The sequence below is a fragment of the Aquimarina sp. 2-A2 genome (assembly GCF_045505135.1).
GTDB classification, from domain to species: domain Bacteria; phylum Bacteroidota; class Bacteroidia; order Flavobacteriales; family Flavobacteriaceae; genus Aquimarina; species Aquimarina intermedia.
On sequence record NZ_JBJKFI010000003.1, the window covers coordinates 384,039 to 404,277 of the forward strand.

Genomic DNA, 20,239 nt, shown 5'->3' on the forward strand with positions numbered 1-20,239 from the left:
AAAAATATTAGAGTAAAAAAAAAGCCACGAAAGATACTATTTCGTGGCTTTTCTTTTGATAATAGGATCATGCCCTTATCCTCTAAACAAGAAAAATCGGTTTTTCATATTTTCAATTTCGGCGTTTTTATTGGTCATAATATAGTTTATGGCCTCTTCAGTAAAATGCTCCCCTTTTTCCGTTAAGGATATAATATCATTGTTTATTTGAATCATATTGTTTTGTAGCGCAAGTCTTAGAACTGATTTGGATTGTACTTTTTGCCAGTTAATATGTTCATTTAGGTGTTTTACATGTCTTTCTGTAGCATCATCTTTGTGGTTTTGAAGGTGCAATAAAAATGTGAGCAGCGATACTTCTGTACGTTGCCGTTTTTGACGATAGAGAACAGAAAATAAGCCTTTGTTCTTTGCAAATAAGTAGACCAATAAAAATAAAAGGCCCAAAGTTGTCGTCATAGCTCCAGAAATAGAGATGTCCAGCCAATGAGCTATCCAGTATCCCACAAGTGCACATACAACACCAAACGTTGCTGCCAGTAACAACATTTTTTTTAAATCATTGGTCAAAAGATAGGCGGTTGCTGCCGGAGCAATCATTAATGCAATTACCAAAATTGCGCCCACGGCATCAAAAGCACCAACGGTAGTGATGGAGGCTACGGTCATTAAACCGTAATGTAGTACTACAGGAGATAAACCAAGCGCAGCAGCTAAACCAGCATCAAAGGTGCTTAATTTTAATTCTTTAAAAAAGGTGATCAATAGGGTGATGGTGACCAAGAGTATTACGCCGATTACCCAAAGAGATTTAGGTCCTAAATCAAGGTCATTATAAATAAAACGGTCAAACGGGGCAAATGCTAATTCTCCCAGAAGAACAGCATCAATATCGAGGTGGACATCATTTGCGTTTTTGGCAATCATAATAACACCTATACTAAATAAAGCAGGAAAAACGAGTCCTATCGCAGTATCTTCTTTAACCAATCCCGTTTTTTGAATAAACTCTACCAAAACTACCGTTAGTACTCCGGTAAGAGCTGCTAAAAAAATGAGTAATGGAGAAGATAGATCCTGAGTAATAAAAAAGCCCACTACAATACCAGGTAGGATAGAGTGACTTATGGCATCAGTAATCAAAGCCATTTTACGCAATACCAGGAACGTCCCCGGGAGGGCGCATGCGATAGCGACTAGGATAGCAATGAGTTGTATTTCTATTTGTGCGGTGCTCATTGATTCTGATTCGTTAATTGATCATACAGATTGGAAGCAGTGTTGAATCCGGCTTCTGTCATAGACCACGTATTTCGTTTTAATTGTATATAATCCTTATCGGCAAGCTCTTTTAGAGATCGTTTGGAAAAGCCTTGGAAATTGTTCAAGATTTTGATAGCATGGGGGTGGGAAATATTTTTGTGAGTTTTAGCAATGTTATACATAAAAGACAAAGTCTTATGTAACTCTAAGTCATTTCTGTTTTTTCTAAATCGAATTTCACGAAACAGTAAACCGCGTTTGGGAGAAAAAATAAAAGAAAATAGAACAAAGGTTGCTGCGACTAAAACAATTACTGGTCCGGTAGATAAGTTATTTTGACTGGCGCTAATTGCTGTACCAACAATCCCTGAAAAGGCGCCAATAATTGCTGCCAGTATAACCATAATTCCCAGACTGTTTGTCCATTGTCTTGCCGCTGCTGCCGGAGCAAGGAGCATTGCGCTCATTAACACGACACCTACGGTTTGCAAGCCCAATACGATTGCTATAACAATAAAAGAGGTAATTAGAATATCTAAAAACTGGACATTAAAGCCTAGTGTCTTAGTATAGTCACTGTCAAATAATAAAAGTTTTAACTCTTTCCAGAATAAAAGCAATACAATCAGGCTTATACCTGTTACAACAGTCATCAGCCAAACATCCGCCTCCATTAAGGTAGCAGCTTGACCAAACAGATAATTTGCAAGCCCTGCTTGATGAGCGTTCGGTATTTTTTGTATGTAGGTAAGTAATAGCATCCCAAAGCCAAAAAATAATGACAAAATTAGCCCTAAAGCGGTATCAGATTTTAAATGCGTTTTACGGGTAATACCGCGAATCCAAAACGTACCTACCAATCCGCTGATAAGAGCGCCTAGAAGAAAGATAGAATTACTCTTAGTTTCGATAATTAAAAAAGCAATGGCAATACCGGGTAAAGCGGCATGTGATATTGCATCTCCTAATAAACTTTGCTTGCGTAATACAGCAAAACTTCCTAACATACCACATATGGCACCAAGCACTGCGGTACCCATGGTAATGGTGCGCAAAGTGTAATCTGTAAAAACAAGTTCTATATATTCAAGTAAATCCATGATATAGTTTATTGCTGTATGCTTACTTTGTAATTAATACCATACGTTTTGGTCAGATTGTTATCGTTAAAGATATCTTTTACCGGACCCGTTGCAATCTTCTTTACGTTAAGAAATGTCACCCAGTCAAAATACTCAGGAACTGTTTGCAAGTCATGGTGTACTACCACAACAGTTTTTCCGGCTTTTCTCAATTCTTTAAGGATATTGATGATTGCTTTTTCTGTAGTTGCGTCCACCCCTTGAAAAGGTTCATCCATAAAATAGATGGAGGCATTTTGTACGAGCGCCCTGGCTAAAAAGATTCGTTGCTGCTGTCCTCCTGATAACTGACTGATTTGTCTGGTTTGAAAACCGAGCATTCCAACTTTTTCTAAAGCTTCGAGTGCTGCTTTTTTTTCTTTCAGTCCCGGACGTTTGATCCATCCCAAACTCCCATAGGTGCCCATCATGACAACATCTAAGGCTGTGGTGGGAAAATCCCAGTCAACACTACCTTTTTGAGGGACGTAGGCTACAAGATGTCGTTGTTTTTTATAAGGTTTTCCATATATTTTAACACTGCCGGCAATAGGTTTTATAATATCTAAAATTGACTTTATCAATGTAGATTTACCTGCACCATTGGGACCTACTATTGCCATAAGAACGCCTTCAGGAATTGCTAAGTCAATATCCCAAAGTACCGGTTTGTAATTATAAGCAACGGTTAGATCATCTATTTTAATGGCAATGTTATTCTCTTTCATCGTAAAGCGTCTATTATGGTGTTTACATTATATTCAAACATTCCTATGTAGTTTCCTTCATTTGTTTCGGGGTTACCCAAAGCGTCTGAAAAAAGAGTGCCTCCAATAGTAACTTCACTTCCTTTGGAGCGAACCGCTGCTTGCAATGCTTCAATTGTTCTTTTGGGTACTGAGCTTTCTACAAAAATAGCTTTTACCTTTTTATCAATAATAAATTTAGCAATGTTTTGTACATCTTGCACCCCAGCTTCGGTTGCGGTGGATAATCCTTGTAAACCTACTACTTCAAACTGATATGCTTTTCCAAAATAGCTAAAAGCATCATGAGCGGTAACCAGAATACGCTGTTCAACTGGTAAGGTAGCGATAGTTTTTAGAAGACGTTGCTCAAGTGCTTGGAGTTTTGATAAATACGCGGCAGAATTTGTTTCAAAAATCGCTTCATTTTTAGGATCTATAGCTTTTAATTTTTCGGTAACAAATTTGGTTACTTCGATCCAGTTTTCCACACTAAACCAAATATGCGGATCATAGTTAGATGCAAAGTACTCTGATCCAATAAGCTCTTTTTTGTCAATAGCTTCTCCGATAGCTATGGTTTTATTGTTACGTTGCTGCATTTTTTCAAAAACTTCGACCAATTTTCCTTCGAGGTGTAGTCCATTGTAAAAAATGACATCAGCATCTACTAATTTTGACACATCACCTTCACTTGCTTTATATAAATGTGGATCCACGCCAGATCCCATGAGTCCTTCTAGTTGTATGGCATCTCCTCCGATTTGTTTTACCAGATCCGTAATCATTGAAGTTGTAGTAACAACTCTCAATTTAGCACCGGATGTATTAGTTTTCTCTTTGCAAGAATTTATAAATACCAGGGACAAGGCTAAAAATAAGGTATGCAGTTTCATATGTTTGAAATTAAATTATTTTATTAATTTGGGAGGCGTATGCTTATACCTCCGCTTAGCAAAAGATTTTGACCTTCTGTAAAGGAGGTCCCGACAGTGGCATCTAATTGAATAGCAGGTGAAATGAGGTATGTTAACCCTGCATCCCAAAAATAATTAGCCTTGTTGTTTTCTGGAAGTCCACCATATATCTCGGCATATAACCCTATAGTATCAGTAAGACCGTAACCATAAGCAAGTGTATATTTATAGGTTGCTTCCGGAGAATCATCACCCCAAGAGGCTCCTAGATTATAGGATACACTTGATTTATCGCTTAGTGTATGAGAAAAGAGCATGAATAGATCTACCCCGGTAGTTTCCGGTTTATAATCATTGGAAGCGGTAAAGGGTAAATAAAGATGTGTTAATACTGCCATCTGTGGTTTCCACGAGTCCTCGTCTGCAATCTCAATTTTTGCACCGATGGATAATGGTGAGAATCCACTTAGAACATTGGGTATTTCTCTTTGATTGATTTCCGTTTCCACCTCAGTGAAATCCCAGCCTAAACGTAGTTCCATGTTATCTAAAATACCATAACGTAGTAGGGTAGTGTTGTAAGTAAATGATTTTTCTCTAAAGTTATCATCACCGTTGTTCTCGTACGCTGCTCCGGTTTCTATTTGCAAATGATTTTTAGGAACTGTTAATGCTGATTCTGTTTGATCAGGACGATCTGTAACTAAGTTATCAGCAGACGAGGTGTCTTGAGCGTTCGCTGAAAAATATAATGTAGTTAAAACTATAGATGTGATAAGTATTCTTTTAAATTGCATTAGGTTTATTATTTTTGTTTAATCGAGGCAAAACTAAATAAGTTAGCCTAGACTAACAAATTAAATATGATTAATTTAACAAAAAGCGAAGAGGATTATTTAAAAGCTTTATTTCAGCTACTTACAGAGGGAGGTAAAAGCAAAATAGGTAATAATCAACTGGCAGAGTATCTTAATGTATCTCCGGCATCTACGAATAATATGGTAAAAAAGCTTAAGGCTAAAGATTATATTGTGAGTGAACGTTACGGAAAGCTTGAATTGACAGACCAAGGAATAGAAATAGCGGTAAGGCTTATTCGGAAACATCGATTATGGGAAACTTTTTTGTATAATTATCTTAATTTCAGTTGGGATGAGGTGCATGAAGTGGCAGAACAGCTGGAGCATATAAAGTCGCGTAAATTAGTAGATGAACTGGATCGTTTTATGGAGTATCCCAAGGTGGATCCCCATGGAGAGATGATTCCGGATGCTGATGGGGCGTACAATATCACACCTAAAGTAACGCTGTCATCTTTGAAAGAGGGTGACGTATGTAAGCTTGCTGCCGTCAATGATGCCTCAGTTTCGTTTTTGAGATATGTGTCTCAGATAGGGCTGGCGTTAAGCAGTACTATTGAAATTGTTGAAATTCGTGATTTTGACAAATCTATATGTATTCGTTTTGATGACACCGTTGAAACCGTTACCAAAAAATTTGCTGATAATGTGTTTGTTAAAATCATTTCTTAAATTTATCGGTGTTAAATTATAATATCATTTCAGTTTATACCGAATACCTAGTATATTTGGAACACACAATGTATCTATGGAGCTTAAATTAAAACGTCCAATTTGTTTTTTTGATCTTGAAACGACAGGGATTAATATATCAAAAGATCGTATCGTTGAAATCGCTATTCTCAAGGTTTATCCAAATGGAAATAAAGAGAGCAAAACTTGGTTGGTAAACCCAGAAATGCCCATTCCGCCAGAGACAACTGCGGTTCATGGCATCGATGACGCTAAAGTAGCAAATGAGCCTACTTTTAAGCAATTGGCAGCGCAGGTTAACGATATGATAAAAGGTTGTGATTTAGCTGGTTTTAACTCAAATCGCTTCGATATACCTTTGTTAGCCGAGGAATTATTACGGGTAGGCTTAGATTTTGATATGAAAAATACGGTTGCTGTTGATGTGCAAACGATTTTTCATAAAATGGAAAAAAGGACGTTGGCTGCTGCCTATCAATTTTATTGTCAGCAAGACCTGGAGAATGCGCATTCAGCAGAAGCCGATACCTTAGCTACCTACGAAGTTTTAAAGGCGCAATTAGATCGGTATCCAGAATTAGAGAATGATATAAATTTTCTGTCAGATTTTAGTTCTCGTAAACAATTTGCCGATTTTGCCGGATTTATAGCTTTTAATAAAGAAGGACAAGAAGTTTTTTCTTTCGGAAAACATAAAGGAAAATTAGTAGAACAAGTTATGGAAGATGAACCCGGCTATTTTGGATGGATTCAAAATGCAGATTTCCCTTTGTTTACCAAAAAAGTTCTTACAGCTATACGTTTACGCAAATTGAATAATAGCCTTAATGCTTAATGAATTAGATTAATTGTATGCTATGAAAATACTATGTATAGGTCGTAATTATACAGAACATATAGCCGAATTAGAAAACGAAAAGCCTGAAGAACCAGTTGTTTTTTTAAAACCTGATACGGCAATATTGCTGAAAAAACAACCTTTTTTCATTCCGGATTTTTCTGAAGATGTGCATCATGAAGTGGAAATCTTGATAAAAATTAATAAATTAGGGAAATATATTGATAAAAAATTTGCTCATAAATATTACGACCAAATTGCCTTAGGTATTGATTTTACAGCAAGAGATTTGCAAAAGAAGCTGAAGGAAAAGGGATTGCCATGGGAGAAAGCAAAATCGTTTGATGGAGCTGCGGTCATTGGCAAATGGATGTCAAAAGAACTATTTGAAGATGTAAATAACATTAATTTTAGTTTAGAAAAAAACGGAGAAACCGTACAGCAGGGGAACACACAATTCATGCTCTGGAAAATTGATGAGTTGATTGAATATGTATCAAAATATTTTACTTTAAAGATAGGAGATATTATCTTTACAGGAACACCGGCAGGAGTAGGACGTGTGGCTGCAGATGATGAGTTGGTTGGGTATATAGAAGAAAAAAAGAATTTTTCAATTAGAATTAAATAAATGAGTAAAGGATACAGTCTTAATCATATAAACGAACTGTCAGGAGGAGATCAGGAATTCGCTGCAGTTTTAGTGCAAACTTTTTTAGAAGAGATACCGCCGGATTTGGAAAACATGGTTGAAGCTGTAAAATCCGATAATCCCGGCTTAGCATATCAATATGCACACAAAATGAAGCCTAATTTACAATTATTTGATATTGATTTGTTGTCACAAATCAAACAGGTGGAGGCTTGGGCAAAAACAGATAAAAGTAAAAGTGAAATTTTACCCACAATAGATCATATTGTACTTACGGTCAATGCTGCTATTGAGGATTTGAAGAGTGATTTTCAGTAAATATGCTGGCCGAAATCATTACGATAGGGGACGAGATTCTTATCGGACAAATTGTTGACTCAAATTCTGCTTTTATAGGTAAGGCACTTAATAAGATAGGTGTTGATGTATATCAGATAAGCTCTATTCAAGATGATCGAACGCATATCTTAACAGCACTCAAAGAAGCGCAGGCTCGTGTAGACATTGTTATTATCACAGGAGGGTTAGGGCCTACTAAAGACGATATTACGAAGCACACCTTATGTGAGTTTTTTGATGATGTTTTAGTTGAAAATAGCGATGTACTACTTCATGTTGAGCAGTTATTCGAAAAATACATCAGTACACCCATATCAGATATCAATCGGCAACAAGCGCTGGTACCCAGTAAAGCTCAAGTACTAAAAAATAAATACGGTACAGCCCCCGGAATGTGGATTGAAGAGAAGGATACGGTCTTTATTTCGATGCCGGGTGTTCCTTTTGAAATGAAGGGGTTGATTGAAAATGAAGTAGTGCCGAGGCTCAAATCACGTTTTAAGCGCCCTTTTATTCTTCATAAAACAGTATTGACTCATGGAGTTGGAGAAAGCGCTATTGCGGAAAAAATTGCATCATGGGAGGAAGAGCTCCCATCTTTTGTTAAGTTGGCCTATCTGCCAAGTCTTGGGAGAGTGCGTTTACGTTTATCTGCAAGGGGTAAAGAGCATGCAGTGTTAGAGACAGAAATAGAACGTCGATTAATTTCGTTACATGCGCTTATCGGCGATATTATTGTAGGGTATGAAGATGATAAACCTATAGAAGTTGTAGTAGGATCGTTACTAGCTAAGCAGCACAAAACCTTGGCCCTGGCAGAGAGCTGTACTGGGGGACATATAGCTCAAGCGATTACTGCTCACGCTGGAGTTTCAAGTTTTTTTAAAGGCGGAGTGGTTACATATGCTACGATTTCAAAAACAACCCTATTAGGTATCCCTGAAGATTTTATAGCTACCTATAGTGTTACAAGTTCCGAAGTTGCGGAGGCTATGGCAAAAGCTGCACGGCAAAAATTTAATGCAGATTATGCGATAGCAACCACGGGCAATGCCGGTCCTGAAAAAGGGGATGGAGATGTAGCGGTCGGAACGGTTTTTATAGCCATGGCAACGCCTGAGAAAACGTATTCACAGAAATTTGTATTTGGTAATTTGAGAGAACGAACTATTGGTAAAGCTGTCAGTAAGGCGTTTGAAATGCTGTACAGTGAGCTTAAAGATGCTTAATCTGATGTGATAAGGGAATCTACCCAAAGAATTGCTTGTTGAAAATTGTCAAATACACGCATTGGCTTATTCATAAACGACTTTTCTAGCGCAGCTATACGTTCTTGAGTTAGATTATATACGATTACGCCGTATCCCTTTAAGTTAGGGAATAGCGCTGTAGATTTAAAATGATCTGTGGGTACAAACGAGTAGGAATTAATTCGATGAGCCAAATAGACAAAAGGAGTTTTCTTACCATAATAGCAATTACAAAGCTCAAATAATTTTTCTGCTTTAGCAAAATTAAAAACTACACCCTCGTTAATTTCTGAGACTACAAAATTCTTGTAGAAATAAAATGTCCCAACTTCCAAATTACAAGTGTGTATCAAGGTCTTATCAGCTGCGGTAATCATTATTTAAATGTGTTTTAATGGACTAGTATAGTAATTTACAATTTTAGAAACTGACATTCAAAGAATTTGCAATACTTTGTGTTTTTCAAGAAGAATTAGAAACCATTTGTTAATGTTATTTTGGAATTCTATCTTTGCAGTCGAATTAAATTATGGGAATTTGTTCAATAAGAAATGTACTTAAAACCTTGAGATATTAATCGTTATAAAGTTTGACGAATTTCATTTTGAGAGATAATTGAAAAATTTCGAAAAAATCTAAAAAAATAACAAAACTATAATTGGTGGTTACGTAATAAATTCGTTAATTTGCACCCTGTTTTGAAATAACACCAAAATTAAGAAAAGATGTCAAGAGTTTGCGAGCTTACAGGAAAAAAAGCGATGGTGGGGAATAACGTTTCTCACGCAATGAATAAAACAAAGCGTAAATTCAACGCGAATTTAATCAAAAAGCGCTTTTTTATACCAGAAGAAGATCGTTGGGTAACACTTAAGGTGTCTACAGCAGCATTAAAAAATATCAATAAAAAAGGAATCTCTGCAGTTCTTAAAGAAGCAAGAGCTAAAGGTTTTTTTAACTAAATAATTCCCTTTTTAAAAAGAAACTACCATGGCGAAGAAAGGTAATAGAGTCCAAGTAATTTTAGAATGTACAGAGCATAAAGCTTCTGGAAAACCAGGTACATCAAGATATATTACTACAAAGAACAAAAAGAACACACCTGATAGAATGGAGATTAAGAAATTTAATCCGATTCTTAAGAAAATGACTGTTCATAAAGAAATAAAATAAGTACAAAATGGCAAAGAAATCAGTAGCATCGTTACAGACAAAATCGAATCGATTAACAAAAGCCATCAAGATGGTGAAGTCTGAAAAATCAGGAGCTTATACTTTTGTAGAGTCTATTATGGCTCCGGAAGCTGTAAATGACTTTTTTAGCAAAAAGTAATTGCGAACAGAACGTATATAAGAAGCCATTTCAATTGTATTGAAATGGCTCTTTTATTTTTTATATCCGATAGGATAGTATAATTTTATAGTAACACTTTTAGTTTGTTTGTTTTTATAGATTGTTGGATACATCTAATAGTGATGATGGGTAATATGAGTATCGAACATTCGAGGTTTTATTTATTCTGATTGTTAATCTCTTGATATGAGTTTGTTTAAAAAAATTTTTTCGTCTGATAAAAAAGAAACGTTAGATAAAGGATTAGAGAAATCCAAAAGCAGTTTTTTTTCAAAATTAGGTAAAGCAGTCGCCGGGAAGTCAAAAGTCGATGATCAAGTACTTGACGATTTAGAAGAAGTACTCGTAACTAGCGATGTAGGCGTAAAGACGACCATTAAGATAATTGAGCGCATTGAGAATCGTGTGTCCAAGGATAAATACTTGGGAACAGACGAACTCAATCATATTCTAAGAGAAGAAATTGCAGCATTACTATCAGAAACTAATACCGGAGAAGCTACTGACTTTGTGCTTCCAAAAGATAAAAAACCTTATGTCTTGATGGTTGTTGGAGTAAATGGTGTGGGTAAAACCACAACTATTGGAAAGCTAGCGTATCAATTTAAAAAGAAAGGTTTTAAGGTTGTTCTTGGTGCTGCAGATACCTTTAGAGCTGCAGCGATAGATCAATTGCAAGTATGGGCAGATCGGGTAGATGTTCCTATTGTGAAGCAAGAAATGGGAAGTGATCCTGCTTCTGTAGCTTACGATACACTACAATCTGCAGTTTCACAAGATGCGGATATTATTATAATTGATACCGCCGGGAGACTTCATAATAAGATAAACTTAATGAATGAACTTACCAAGGTTAAGCGTGTTATGCAAAAGGTTATTCCCGATGCACCTCATGATGTACTTTTAGTGCTTGATGGTTCTACAGGGCAGAATGCATTTGAACAAGCTAAGCAATTTACAGCAGCTACAGAAGTTACTTCTCTCGCAGTTACCAAATTAGACGGTACGGCAAAAGGCGGAGTGGTGATAGGTATAAGTGATCAGTTCAAAGTGCCGGTTAAATATATCGGCGTTGGTGAGGGGATTGAAGATTTACAGGTTTTTAACAAGTATGAGTTTGTAGATTCATTCTTCAAATAATAAAACATAATACTTCATTTAAAAGGCAGGGTATTGCGCGTAATACCCTGCCTTTTTTATGTCTTTTAGTTTGATAACATTTCTACTTTTATGAAGATTATATGACATACAAAAGAAACCTAAGTACTGTGAAGTAAATCCGGAATTTAAAAAAAAAACAAAAGAACCTTCTATGAGAGAAGGTCCTTTACAAAATAAAACATGTAATTAAAAAATATAGCTATTATGCTATAAGCGAAAAGATTTTGATAATCAGCACATACTAAAATCTAATCTACCAAATTCACAATTTTCCCCATTGTGTACTTTGAATTTTGTTAAGCCCTAAAAATTAAATAAATGATAAAAAAACAATAAATGATAGCGAAAGCTCCACTTATCAATATTTTATGCTTTTGCATGTACAGAATATGTTTTAAAATTGATCATGCTATTGAATACAAATACAAATATTCAGTTTTTTACAATGATTAAAATGTAATCAATAAGGATACAATAAAAGTTAATAATGATACTATAAATAAAACGCTCAAGATATTAGTAAATACATTTTTCATAGGTCATTTGGGGTTAGGGGTTGGGGTTATTTTTTTATTCTAAAGTTAAGTTCATTTTTACTATTTTGATTATCTGTGTAATTTCTAAGCATAATCTTCTTTTCATCTAATTTTTTCAATATCCAGGTTTGGTTTAAATTAGAAAGTGGTTTGTCAGAACCAAAATTTAAACGAATTGCAAGTTCTCCTTTGGTTGTTTCAAAAACGAACCATTCTCCATTAAAAGTTCTTTTTGTAGACGATTTATCATCATCATCATCATCGTCGTCATCATCGTCATCATCGTCATCGTCGTCATCATCATCATCGTCGTCTTCTTCAGTAATTAAAACCGCACCATTTTCGTTGAAATTGAATGAGTAATCTTCAAAATCAGAAGTTTGATTTGACTCATCATCTTTGTATTTTGAAATTTCAAAGATTTCATTTATCATATATTCTTTTATCTCTTCAACACCTATAGCCATAGCGCTTTCACAAGTCATGGCAACATTATTTAGTACATCTTCAAGGCTTTCTAAGGTGTTGATTGTAAATACTTCTCCATTAGTCAGGGCAAGAGTGATAGGAAAACTAATACTTACTATTTCATTGTCGTTCAAACCTTCAACAAATTTAAAGAGCTGCTGGTCATTTGCTATTTTAAGAGTGCTTAAATTTTCTGTAGCTTTGTTATATATCTTTAAATTAAAAGGATACTCAAAATCTGTACAATTGATCACTTCGTCAGTGTCTGTGCAACTTTTTTTGTAATCCTGTAATGTTGCATCATTCGTTATGTCAACTACAGTAAAATCATTGAGAATAATCTGAATTGGAAATTGAAAAGAGATTTCATCTCGAATGTCATCATTAGTATCGTCTGTATAATATGCTTCGACCAATTCATAATCATCTTTTGTCGATATTAGAATTTGCTCATTTTCTAAGAGAACAGTAGTAGGTAATTGTATGCTGAAACAGTCACATTTATCTAGAATATTATCCACTGAACCATCGTTCATAGACGTTCTTAGAATTAAATTAGCAACATTAGAATTAAGTTTAAGGGTGTTGTCTTCTTGAGTATCCACAAATTCATCGAGCTCGGTTCTGCAAGAAGAAATAAGTAGAACACTTAAAAGTATGTAAGTAAGTGTAAAATTTATATTTTTAATTTTCATACCGGTCATGAATTTATTGGGGTCGTTTATTACTAAAACAACTAACTTACCAAAAGTCCTTTGGATTTCGTGTTTTTTTCTACTTTTACTGAAAATTTTTATTACATGCCAAATAAACTTTTTGAAAATGTTTGTGATGAGGCTGTCTTTTCAGAAATTTATAACAAGTACTCCAAGGATCTAAAAACCTACTTGTATTATAAATTTGGAGAGGCCCTTAACCCAAATGATAAAATGCAAGATGCATTCATTAAGTTGTTGGCGAATTGTAAAAAGATTACTCCGGATAAAGCGAAAGCTTTTTTGTATAAGGTTGCTAACAATATGATGCTAAATGAAATTAAGCATCAAAAAGTTGTTTTGCGCCATAAGACTGTATCAGCTAAAGGGTATACCGATGAGTCTCCGGAATTCATTATGGAGCAACAAGAGTTTTTGGAGAAATATCAGAACGCTTTGGAGCAATTACCTCATGATCATCGTGTAGCTTTTTTAATGAATAAAGTAGAGGGTAAAAGTCAGGCAGAAATTGCTGATACATTGGGGATTACAAAAAAGGCAGTAGAGAACAGAGTTTATATGGCATATAAAAAATTAAAAGAAAATGTGGAGGAGTTAAAATATTTAAAAGGGAAATCCAAGCGTTAGTTGTTATATAGATAGAAGCATTATATTATGAAGAAAGAAGACTTACTAAAAAAATGGCTGTCAGACGATTTAACGTCTTCTGAACGTAAGAAGTTTGAAGCTTCTGATGATTTTCTTATGCATAATATTATAGTTGATACCGCAAAGTTTTTTAAAAACGACCAAACAGTACCTGAACTTGATATGAGCAAAATGCAGGAGCAGTTATCAAAGGAAAACAACATCTCTTCAAACACAACAATTTGGCAATCCTCTTGGCTTAAAATAGCTGCAATGGTTGTTATATTATTAGGAGTTGGTTCATTTTTCTTCTTCTCAAACGATACTACAATCTATACCGATATAGGCGAAAATATGAGTATTGAACTACCGGATCATTCACAGGTAGTACTTAATTCTAAATCGACAGTTTCTTTTGATCAAAAAGGATGGAGCACGAATCGTGAGGTAGAGCTGAAAGGAGAAGCATATTTTGAAGTAGCCAAAGGAAAAGATTTTGAAGTGCTGACCAATGCCGGGACAGTAAGTGTTTTAGGTACAAAATTCAATGTCAAGAATAGAGAGAATTTCTTTGAGGTGCACTGCTTTGAAGGCTTAGTTAAGGTGAAATATAAGAATGGTTATACAGAGAATCTTTCGGCTGGTAATTCTCTTAGGATAATTAACGGGACTGTTACTTTTGAAACTACTCCGGATTCCTCCCCCCATTGGGTAAACAAAATCAGTAGTTTCAAGAGTGTCCCTTTTGAAGAGGTTATAAAAGAGTTCCAAAGGCAATATAAAGTGGAGCTGATACTACAAAATATTGACAAAAAAAGAGTTTTTACCGGAGGTTTTGTACATAAAGACCTTGAAGATGGGTTAAAATCTATAACTTTGCCATTAGATCTAACTTATAGCATTGACGATAAAAAGAGAATCATTATCGCAAAGAAGTAACGCTAAGCTATATGCTGTAGCTCTTTTTTTTGTGCTTTATTTTTTAAATGGTTTCTCAGTTTATGCTCAAGAAAAAATGCATATTAAGCTTGTTCTAGAGCAGTTAGAACAGACATATCAGGTAAAATTCACATATGCCGATGATGTTCTTGATCAAGTTTTTGTGGTACCGACAAATGAACTTTCTACAATTGATCAGTATCTGGAATTTTTAGAGGCACAAACACTAGTACGTTTTTCAAAAACAACTCCTCCATTTATAGCAATACAGCAGCGTAACGATCTCATAAAATTATGCGGTTTTATCAAGGATTACTCTGACGATGGTTTCTTGCAAGGTGCTACAATCCAAATACATAATCAAGCGACGATAACAAATCAAGATGGTTACTTCGAGCTATATCTAAAGCCGGAAAATCAAAAGACTCTGAAAATAGACTTTTTGGGATATGATACCTTAACCGTTGCTCCTGATATCAATGAAAATAGTGCATGTAGTACTTTTTATCTCAATCAGAAGGAAGAAATCTTAGAAGCAATTTTCCTGCAAAATTATTTAACCAAAGGGATCGAGAAGTCAGTGGATGGTAGTTTTGAAATAGATTTTTCTGATTTCGGGCTTGTACCCGGTCAAATAGAGTCTGATGTATTACAAACTATTCAAGCCTTACCGGGAATACAAAGTGTAGATGAGACAGTGTCCAATATTAATATTAGAGGAGGAACACATGATCAAAATTTAATAACTTGGGATGGTATTAAAATGTATCAATCAGGACATTTTTTTGGATTGATTTCTATTTTTAATCCCAATATTACAGATCATGCACAATTAATCAAAAACGGAACACATGCACGTCACGGTGACGGTATCTCTGGTTCTATCCTAATGAGGAGTCAAGAGAAAATAACCAAGGAGTTTAGGTTAAGTGCAGGATTAAATCTAATTAACGCCGATGTTTTTACTGATATCCCATTGGGGCAACGTTCATCTCTTCAGATTTCCGGCCGAAAATCTTTAAGCCAATTTATAGAAACAACACCCACCTATACAGAGTATTATCAAAGAATTGCGCAGGATACTGAACTAGAGAGTGATCAACAATCACGCACATCAGACGTTTCTTTTGATTTTTATGACACTAATTTGAGGTGGAATTATATTATAAGTGATAAGGATCGGTTACGAGCTAATTTCTTATTAATAGCCAATGAACTAATATTCACAGAAAATGCGACAACAATCTCTAGAAAAAGCAGCATAAATCAAAATAGTATTGCAGGAGGCGTTTGGTATCAAAGAAACTGGAACGATAATCTAACTACTGAGGTTCAGGTGTATGAAACAGATTATAGCTTACGATCGATTAATTCTAATTTATTACAAAGGTTTCGATTTTTGCAAAAAAATATAGTGTCAGAGACCGGAATTAAGATTTCAGGAGTTAAAACACTCTCTAAAAAGCTACAATTAACTAGTGGATACGATTTTATCGAAACAGGAATAACAAACCTTAATGACATCGATGATCCATTATATAGAGACAAAAAAAGAAGAGTGCTACGCAATCATGCTGTATATTCTCAGGTTGGATATACTTCCGGCAACGGAAAAACTTCAGCTAATTTAGGTGCTCGCTATACCTATATACCAAGATTATCTTTTCATCGAGTAGAACCGAGATTAAGTGTCAATCATAAATTGAATAAACAATTTACCTTAGAAGTTCTAGGAGAGTTTAAACATCAAAGTACCTCTCAAATCATCAATCTTCAGGATGATTTCTTAGGAATTGAAAAAAGAAGATGGATATTGTCAAACGAAACAGATGTACCGATCATAAGGAGTAGGCAGGTTTCGTTAGGTTTGCAGTATGATGATAAAGGTTGGTTAGTAAGTGGAGAGGGCTATAGTAAGAAAGTTACGGATATTACAGCCAGAAGTCAGAATTTTAAAAATCAATACAAAGGCTTTTTAGCCACGGGCGCCTACACAGTCAATGGCTTGGATTTTTTAATAAATAAACGGTTTAGAAAGTTAAGTAGCTGGATGAGTTATTCGTTAGCCAAAAATACCTATGATTTTGATAGTTTTGAAATAGGTGATTTTTCAAACAATATCGATATACGTCATACAGTAACCTTGGGTACTTCCTATAGTTTTAAAGCGCTTAAGGTTTCTGGTGGGATTAAATATAACTCCGGGCTTCCGACAACTATTATTAATTCAGATAATATCGATGAAAATAATAGCATCGATTTTTCTAGCCCTAATGCTGAGCGTCTAAAAAACTATTTGAGACTCGATTTATCTGCGACCTATGATGTTATGCTTGGTAAAAGAACCAAATTGCATACAGGAATCGCCCTGATCAACCTTTCGAATACCCAAAATGAAATTGACAGGTATTATGAGCTAAATTCGGATCAGCGGCCGATGCCAACGTCAAAATATGCACTGGGTTTTACTCCTAATGCTGTAGTACGTATCATATTTTAGAATAGTAAGCGTAATTCTCGGTAATCTTAAGTTATTCCTTGTATCTTTGCACACTTTTATTAGATAGTTATGAGGACGAAGACGTTAAAGAAGAATAAAATCAATGTTGTTACATTAGGATGTAGTAAGAATGTATATGACAGCGAAGTGTTAATGGGACAACTAAAGGCAAATGATAAGGATGTTGTTCATGAGGAAGAGGGAAATATTGTCGTCATTAATACTTGTGGTTTTATAGCAAACGCTAAGGAAGAATCTGTTAATACGATTTTGGAGTATGTACAGAAGAAGGAAGAAGGAGCGGTTGATAAAGTATTTGTAACAGGATGCCTTTCAGAGCGATATAAACCTGATCTCGAAGTGGAAATTCCTGATGTGGATCAATACTTTGGTACCACTGAACTCCCCGGCCTACTAAAAGCTCTGGGAGCCGATTATAAGCATGAATTAATTGGAGAACGCCTCACGACTACACCAAAAAATTATGCCTATCTCAAAATAGCTGAAGGATGTGACAGACCCTGTTCTTTTTGTGCAATACCAATCATGCGAGGTAAGCATAAATCAACTCCGATTGAATCACTTGTTACTGAAGCAGAAAAATTAGCAGCAAACGGTGTAAAAGAATTGATTCTAATCGCTCAAGACCTTACATATTATGGTTTGGATCTTTACAAAGAGAGAAAGTTAGCAGATCTTTTAAGAGGCTTAGTAGCCGTAGAAGGTATAGAATGGATACGACTTCATTATGCTTTTCCTACAGGTTTCCCAATGGAGGTATTAGAGGTGATGCGTAATGAGCCTAAAATTTGCAATTATATAGATATTCCTTTACAGCATATTGCAGATCCAATTCTAAAATCGATGCGTCGTGGTACGACAAAAGCTAAGACAACCAAGTTGCTTCAAGAGTTTAGAACAGCTGTACCGGAGATGGCTATACGAACAACGCTTATTGTAGGATATCCAGGAGAAACTCAGGAAGACTTTGTGACCTTAAGAGATTGGGTTAAAGAAATGCGATTTGAGCGTATGGGATGTTTTACCTATTCCCACGAAGAGAACACACATGCTTATAATCTCGAAGACGATGTCCCCGAAGATGTAAAAATGGACCGAGCTAACGAAATTATGGAGATACAATCTCAAATTTCATGGGAGTTAAATCAGCAGAAGATAGGAAAAGAATTTAAGGTGATTATTGATCGTAAAGAAGGAAATTATTTTATTGGTCGTACAGAATTTGATTCTCCGGATGTTGATAATGAAGTGCTTATAGATGCCTCAAAATTTTATTTAAAAACGGGAGATTTTGCAAGCGTTAAAGTTGTGGAAGCTGAGGATTTTGATTTATATGCTGATGTGATCTAACTTGATACCATACATATTGGAACTATCAAAAAAACCGACCTATTGTGTCGGTTTTTTTTAATTCTAGAACCTATTCTTTATATTTTAACAAAATTTTAAGTATTTGATGAAAGTTTCATTCGTTATAGGGTAAAGAGCGAATATTGATAGGGTTATGAGGTTCTTAAAGTACGGATTTACAATATTATATATGTGTTTTTAACGTAAATTTTAAAAATTAACATACATTTGTAATATACTAGTATTTTTTTTTGAATAATCTAAAACATTGTTTTTAGGTCTGATTAAGTCGAAAAATTTTTTGTAGTAGAATCATGAATATTCATTTTTAAAACCCAATTACCCTTACACACCTCATGAATTTTAGAATAGGCTTATTTTTATTGTTTTTTCTTATTACTAATCATATCATAGCTCAACTAGACGCCAATTCTGTAATGGGATTGCCTGCAGGAACTACCGCAGAGATTAATGCAATTACAACGGCACAAGAAGGTGCTATTGCGTACGATACAACTATAAAACGGATGCTTCAGTATAATAATGGTAGTTGGCAAGAAATTCTTACTGCTGGCAATGTCTATGTTGGCGCGCTGCAAATTTCATCTGCCGGAACGATAAATGTTACAGGAATTCCTTTTCAGCCTTCCTCGGTTACCTTTAGAGCGCATGCTAATGTGGAAACATTTAATTTGGATTCAGATAATCTAACAAATAATGACCGTGGAATCCGTAATTCTTATGGATCCATGGATGGATTTGCCAGGAATAACGGCGGCTCCATTTCCCAACAGGTAATCTATGTGGGTGGTAGCGGAAACTCAATCAATGATATTTCTCGATTTGCCTCAAATTCAAATGCTATAGGATTGCGTTACGGAGATCAAAATGGGGACTTACTTGGTAAAATTACGGGGACGGTTACAAGTTTTACGGCAAACGGTTTTCAGATAGCTGTAAACTATACCAACGGAGTCATTACCAACACCGCCAATAATGTGCGACCAACAGATATACATAATGAAGGCATTATTGTGCTATATACCGCTTATAGGTAAGGCATAGACAAAGCTTACTGTTAAAACTGTGTCTGGCGATACCTGCCGTCAAAAATCACAATCCAGGTTTTACCATTATCATTACTTTGTGTCCATCGTTGTCGCACCTCTCCATGATCCAATGGTTGCCAAGTGATTCGATTGAGTAACATACCTTCTGCCATAACCACTTGATTCATTAAGGACATTGTATTTTCTTTAAAACCACCATACAGGTGTAGCACCAATCCCGTGATATCAATATAATACTGTTCCCACCGTTCTCGTTTTGAATTATAGGTATTTAAACTGGTTCCTTGATAGCTTTTATCAAATGATGTGTATTCTTCTTTGATTCCCTTACCATTAAGAATAGAAGTGATCTTGCTTTTACCCACTAAGCTATCTGTTTGAAAAGTATACACATCCCAATCTCCAATCCAAAAGTCAAACTGGCGTTCTTTTTGTATACTTGTCTCTTGTGAAAAGGATGCGTTAATATATAACATAAAAACTAAGTATGCGGTGAACCGAAGCATAAGGAGGAGATTTAATACTAAGATACGTAAATTTTATGAGGACTGTTTAACCCATGAAATCAAAAAAGGAACTCTTTTTAAGAGCTCCTTTTAATTGTGTTATTTTTTTAATGGAATTTTGGCTAATTCATTATAAAAGAGAACACTATATTTTTTTATCACCTAATTCGAGCGCAAAAGTAGCTAAAATTAACCTTGTAAAAACATAGTTTATATATCTCTTTTGGTTTATGTTTTTAACGCCATATATGACACATTATTTTGTTTTTATATAAAAGAATTGCTTCTTAAGAATTTGAGTGGTTTAATCTT

The 20,239-nt window shown here is 35.2% G+C and carries 22 protein-coding genes; 14 read left to right on the forward strand and 8 right to left on the reverse strand.

The genetic code is table 11. The features are described 5' to 3' along the window. Window positions 1–75 precede the first annotated feature (75 nt). Genes ACJRPK_RS10125 through ACJRPK_RS10145 form a run of 5 tightly spaced genes read right to left on the reverse strand, consistent with a single transcriptional unit; the run spans window position 76 to window position 4,844 of the window. A complete protein-coding gene (locus ACJRPK_RS10125) occupies window positions 76–1,239 on the reverse strand; it encodes a metal ABC transporter permease (RefSeq protein WP_407139791.1) in 1,164 nt (387 codons plus the stop codon). Continuing rightward, window positions 1,236–2,363 (reverse strand): metal ABC transporter permease, encoded by a 1,128-nt coding sequence (locus tag ACJRPK_RS10130; protein WP_407139792.1) that lies wholly within the window; start codon window positions 2,361–2,363, stop codon window positions 1,236–1,238. The genes ACJRPK_RS10125 and ACJRPK_RS10130 overlap by 4 nt, the downstream gene beginning before the upstream one ends. Window positions 2,364–2,371: 8 nt before the next feature. Beyond that, complete coding sequence (locus ACJRPK_RS10135) at window positions 2,372–3,112, reverse strand: metal ABC transporter ATP-binding protein (protein ID WP_407139793.1); 741 nt, start codon at window positions 3,110–3,112, stop codon at window positions 2,372–2,374. After that, the gene (locus ACJRPK_RS10140; protein ID WP_407139794.1) at window positions 3,109–4,026 is read right to left on the reverse strand and encodes a metal ABC transporter solute-binding protein, Zn/Mn family; all 918 of its coding nucleotides are present in this window, start codon (window positions 4,024–4,026) and stop codon (window positions 3,109–3,111) included. Before ACJRPK_RS10140 ends, ACJRPK_RS10135 begins: the two co-directional genes overlap by 4 nt. A 23-nt stretch (window positions 4,027–4,049) precedes the next feature. Beyond that, the gene (locus ACJRPK_RS10145; RefSeq protein ID WP_407139795.1) at window positions 4,050–4,844 is read right to left on the reverse strand and encodes a transporter; all 795 of its coding nucleotides are present in this window, start codon (window positions 4,842–4,844) and stop codon (window positions 4,050–4,052) included. Between the two features lie 66 nt (window positions 4,845–4,910). Here ACJRPK_RS10145 and ACJRPK_RS10150 point away from each other — a divergent pair, with 66 nt between their 5' ends. From ACJRPK_RS10150 to ACJRPK_RS10170, 5 genes are all read left to right on the forward strand, one after another. Then, a complete protein-coding gene (locus ACJRPK_RS10150) occupies window positions 4,911–5,579 on the forward strand; it encodes a metal-dependent transcriptional regulator (protein WP_407139796.1) in 669 nt (222 codons plus the stop codon). A gap of 76 nt (window positions 5,580–5,655) precedes the next feature. Continuing rightward, a complete protein-coding gene (locus ACJRPK_RS10155; RefSeq protein ID WP_148783555.1) occupies window positions 5,656–6,435 on the forward strand; it encodes a 3'-5' exonuclease in 780 nt (259 codons plus the stop codon). Window positions 6,436–6,457: 22 nt separating this feature from the next. Further along, a complete protein-coding gene (locus ACJRPK_RS10160; RefSeq protein ID WP_148783554.1) occupies window positions 6,458–7,069 on the forward strand; it encodes a fumarylacetoacetate hydrolase family protein in 612 nt (203 codons plus the stop codon). Continuing rightward, window positions 7,070–7,408 carry an Hpt domain-containing protein gene (locus ACJRPK_RS10165; protein ID WP_407139797.1) on the forward strand — a complete coding sequence of 113 codons (339 nt, stop codon included), beginning with the start codon at window positions 7,070–7,072 and terminating at the stop codon, window positions 7,406–7,408. It abuts the gene before it with no gap. Between the two features lie 2 nt (window positions 7,409–7,410). Continuing rightward, window positions 7,411–8,658 (forward strand): CinA family nicotinamide mononucleotide deamidase-related protein, encoded by a 1,248-nt coding sequence (locus ACJRPK_RS10170; protein ID WP_407139798.1) that lies wholly within the window; start codon window positions 7,411–7,413, stop codon window positions 8,656–8,658. Here ACJRPK_RS10170 and ACJRPK_RS10175 read toward each other — a convergent pair. Beyond that, the gene (locus ACJRPK_RS10175; protein WP_407139799.1) at window positions 8,655–9,056 is read right to left on the reverse strand and encodes a hypothetical protein; all 402 of its coding nucleotides are present in this window, start codon (window positions 9,054–9,056) and stop codon (window positions 8,655–8,657) included. The genes ACJRPK_RS10170 and ACJRPK_RS10175 overlap by 4 nt on opposite strands. A 348-nt stretch (window positions 9,057–9,404) precedes the next feature. Between ACJRPK_RS10175 and rpmB the strand changes: the two genes are divergently transcribed. The 4 genes from rpmB to ftsY all read left to right on the forward strand — a co-directional run bounded on the left by rpmB (window position 9,405) and on the right by ftsY (window position 11,173). Beyond that, the gene (gene rpmB / locus ACJRPK_RS10180) at window positions 9,405–9,641 is read left to right on the forward strand and encodes a 50S ribosomal protein L28 (RefSeq protein ID WP_148783550.1); all 237 of its coding nucleotides are present in this window, start codon (window positions 9,405–9,407) and stop codon (window positions 9,639–9,641) included. Between the two features lie 28 nt (window positions 9,642–9,669). Further along, window positions 9,670–9,852, forward strand: a complete 183-nt coding sequence (gene rpmG / locus ACJRPK_RS10185; RefSeq protein WP_027395522.1) for a 50S ribosomal protein L33 — start codon at window positions 9,670–9,672, stop codon at window positions 9,850–9,852. Window positions 9,853–9,859: 7 nt separating this feature from the next. Then, a complete protein-coding gene (locus ACJRPK_RS10190) occupies window positions 9,860–10,012 on the forward strand; it encodes a DUF4295 domain-containing protein (RefSeq protein WP_148783549.1) in 153 nt (50 codons plus the stop codon). A 207-nt stretch (window positions 10,013–10,219) separates the two neighbouring features. After that, window positions 10,220–11,173: a signal recognition particle-docking protein FtsY gene (gene ftsY, locus ACJRPK_RS10195; protein ID WP_407139800.1), complete on the forward strand. Its 954-nt coding sequence runs from the start codon at window positions 10,220–10,222 to the stop codon at window positions 11,171–11,173. Window positions 11,174–11,756: 583 nt separating this feature from the next. Here the strand turns inward: ftsY and ACJRPK_RS10200 are convergent. Beyond that, window positions 11,757–12,893, reverse strand: coding sequence for a hypothetical protein (locus ACJRPK_RS10200; protein WP_407139801.1), 1,137 nt, complete (start codon window positions 12,891–12,893; stop codon window positions 11,757–11,759). A gap of 105 nt (window positions 12,894–12,998) precedes the next feature. Between ACJRPK_RS10200 and ACJRPK_RS10205 the strand changes: the two genes are divergently transcribed. The 5 genes from ACJRPK_RS10205 to ACJRPK_RS10225 all read left to right on the forward strand — a co-directional run bounded on the left by ACJRPK_RS10205 (window position 12,999) and on the right by ACJRPK_RS10225 (window position 19,409). Next, complete coding sequence (locus ACJRPK_RS10205; RefSeq protein ID WP_407139802.1) at window positions 12,999–13,541, forward strand: RNA polymerase sigma factor; 543 nt, start codon at window positions 12,999–13,001, stop codon at window positions 13,539–13,541. A 27-nt stretch (window positions 13,542–13,568) separates the two neighbouring features. Further along, complete coding sequence (locus ACJRPK_RS10210) at window positions 13,569–14,480, forward strand: FecR family protein (protein ID WP_407139803.1); 912 nt, start codon at window positions 13,569–13,571, stop codon at window positions 14,478–14,480. Between the two features lie 76 nt (window positions 14,481–14,556). Then, window positions 14,557–16,980: a carboxypeptidase-like regulatory domain-containing protein gene (locus tag ACJRPK_RS10215; protein ID WP_407139804.1), complete on the forward strand. Its 2,424-nt coding sequence runs from the start codon at window positions 14,557–14,559 to the stop codon at window positions 16,978–16,980. Between the two features lie 69 nt (window positions 16,981–17,049). Beyond that, window positions 17,050–18,351 (forward strand): 30S ribosomal protein S12 methylthiotransferase RimO, encoded by a 1,302-nt coding sequence (gene rimO / locus ACJRPK_RS10220; RefSeq protein WP_407139805.1) that lies wholly within the window; start codon window positions 17,050–17,052, stop codon window positions 18,349–18,351. A 356-nt stretch (window positions 18,352–18,707) separates the two neighbouring features. Then, window positions 18,708–19,409 carry a hypothetical protein gene (locus tag ACJRPK_RS10225; protein WP_407139806.1) on the forward strand — a complete coding sequence of 234 codons (702 nt, stop codon included), beginning with the start codon at window positions 18,708–18,710 and terminating at the stop codon, window positions 19,407–19,409. Between the two features lie 20 nt (window positions 19,410–19,429). On the opposite strand, the gene ACJRPK_RS10230 is transcribed toward ACJRPK_RS10225, so the two are convergent. Beyond that, window positions 19,430–19,897 carry a hypothetical protein gene (locus tag ACJRPK_RS10230; RefSeq protein ID WP_407139807.1) on the reverse strand — a complete coding sequence of 156 codons (468 nt, stop codon included), beginning with the start codon at window positions 19,895–19,897 and terminating at the stop codon, window positions 19,430–19,432. Window positions 19,898–20,239 lie beyond the last annotated feature (342 nt).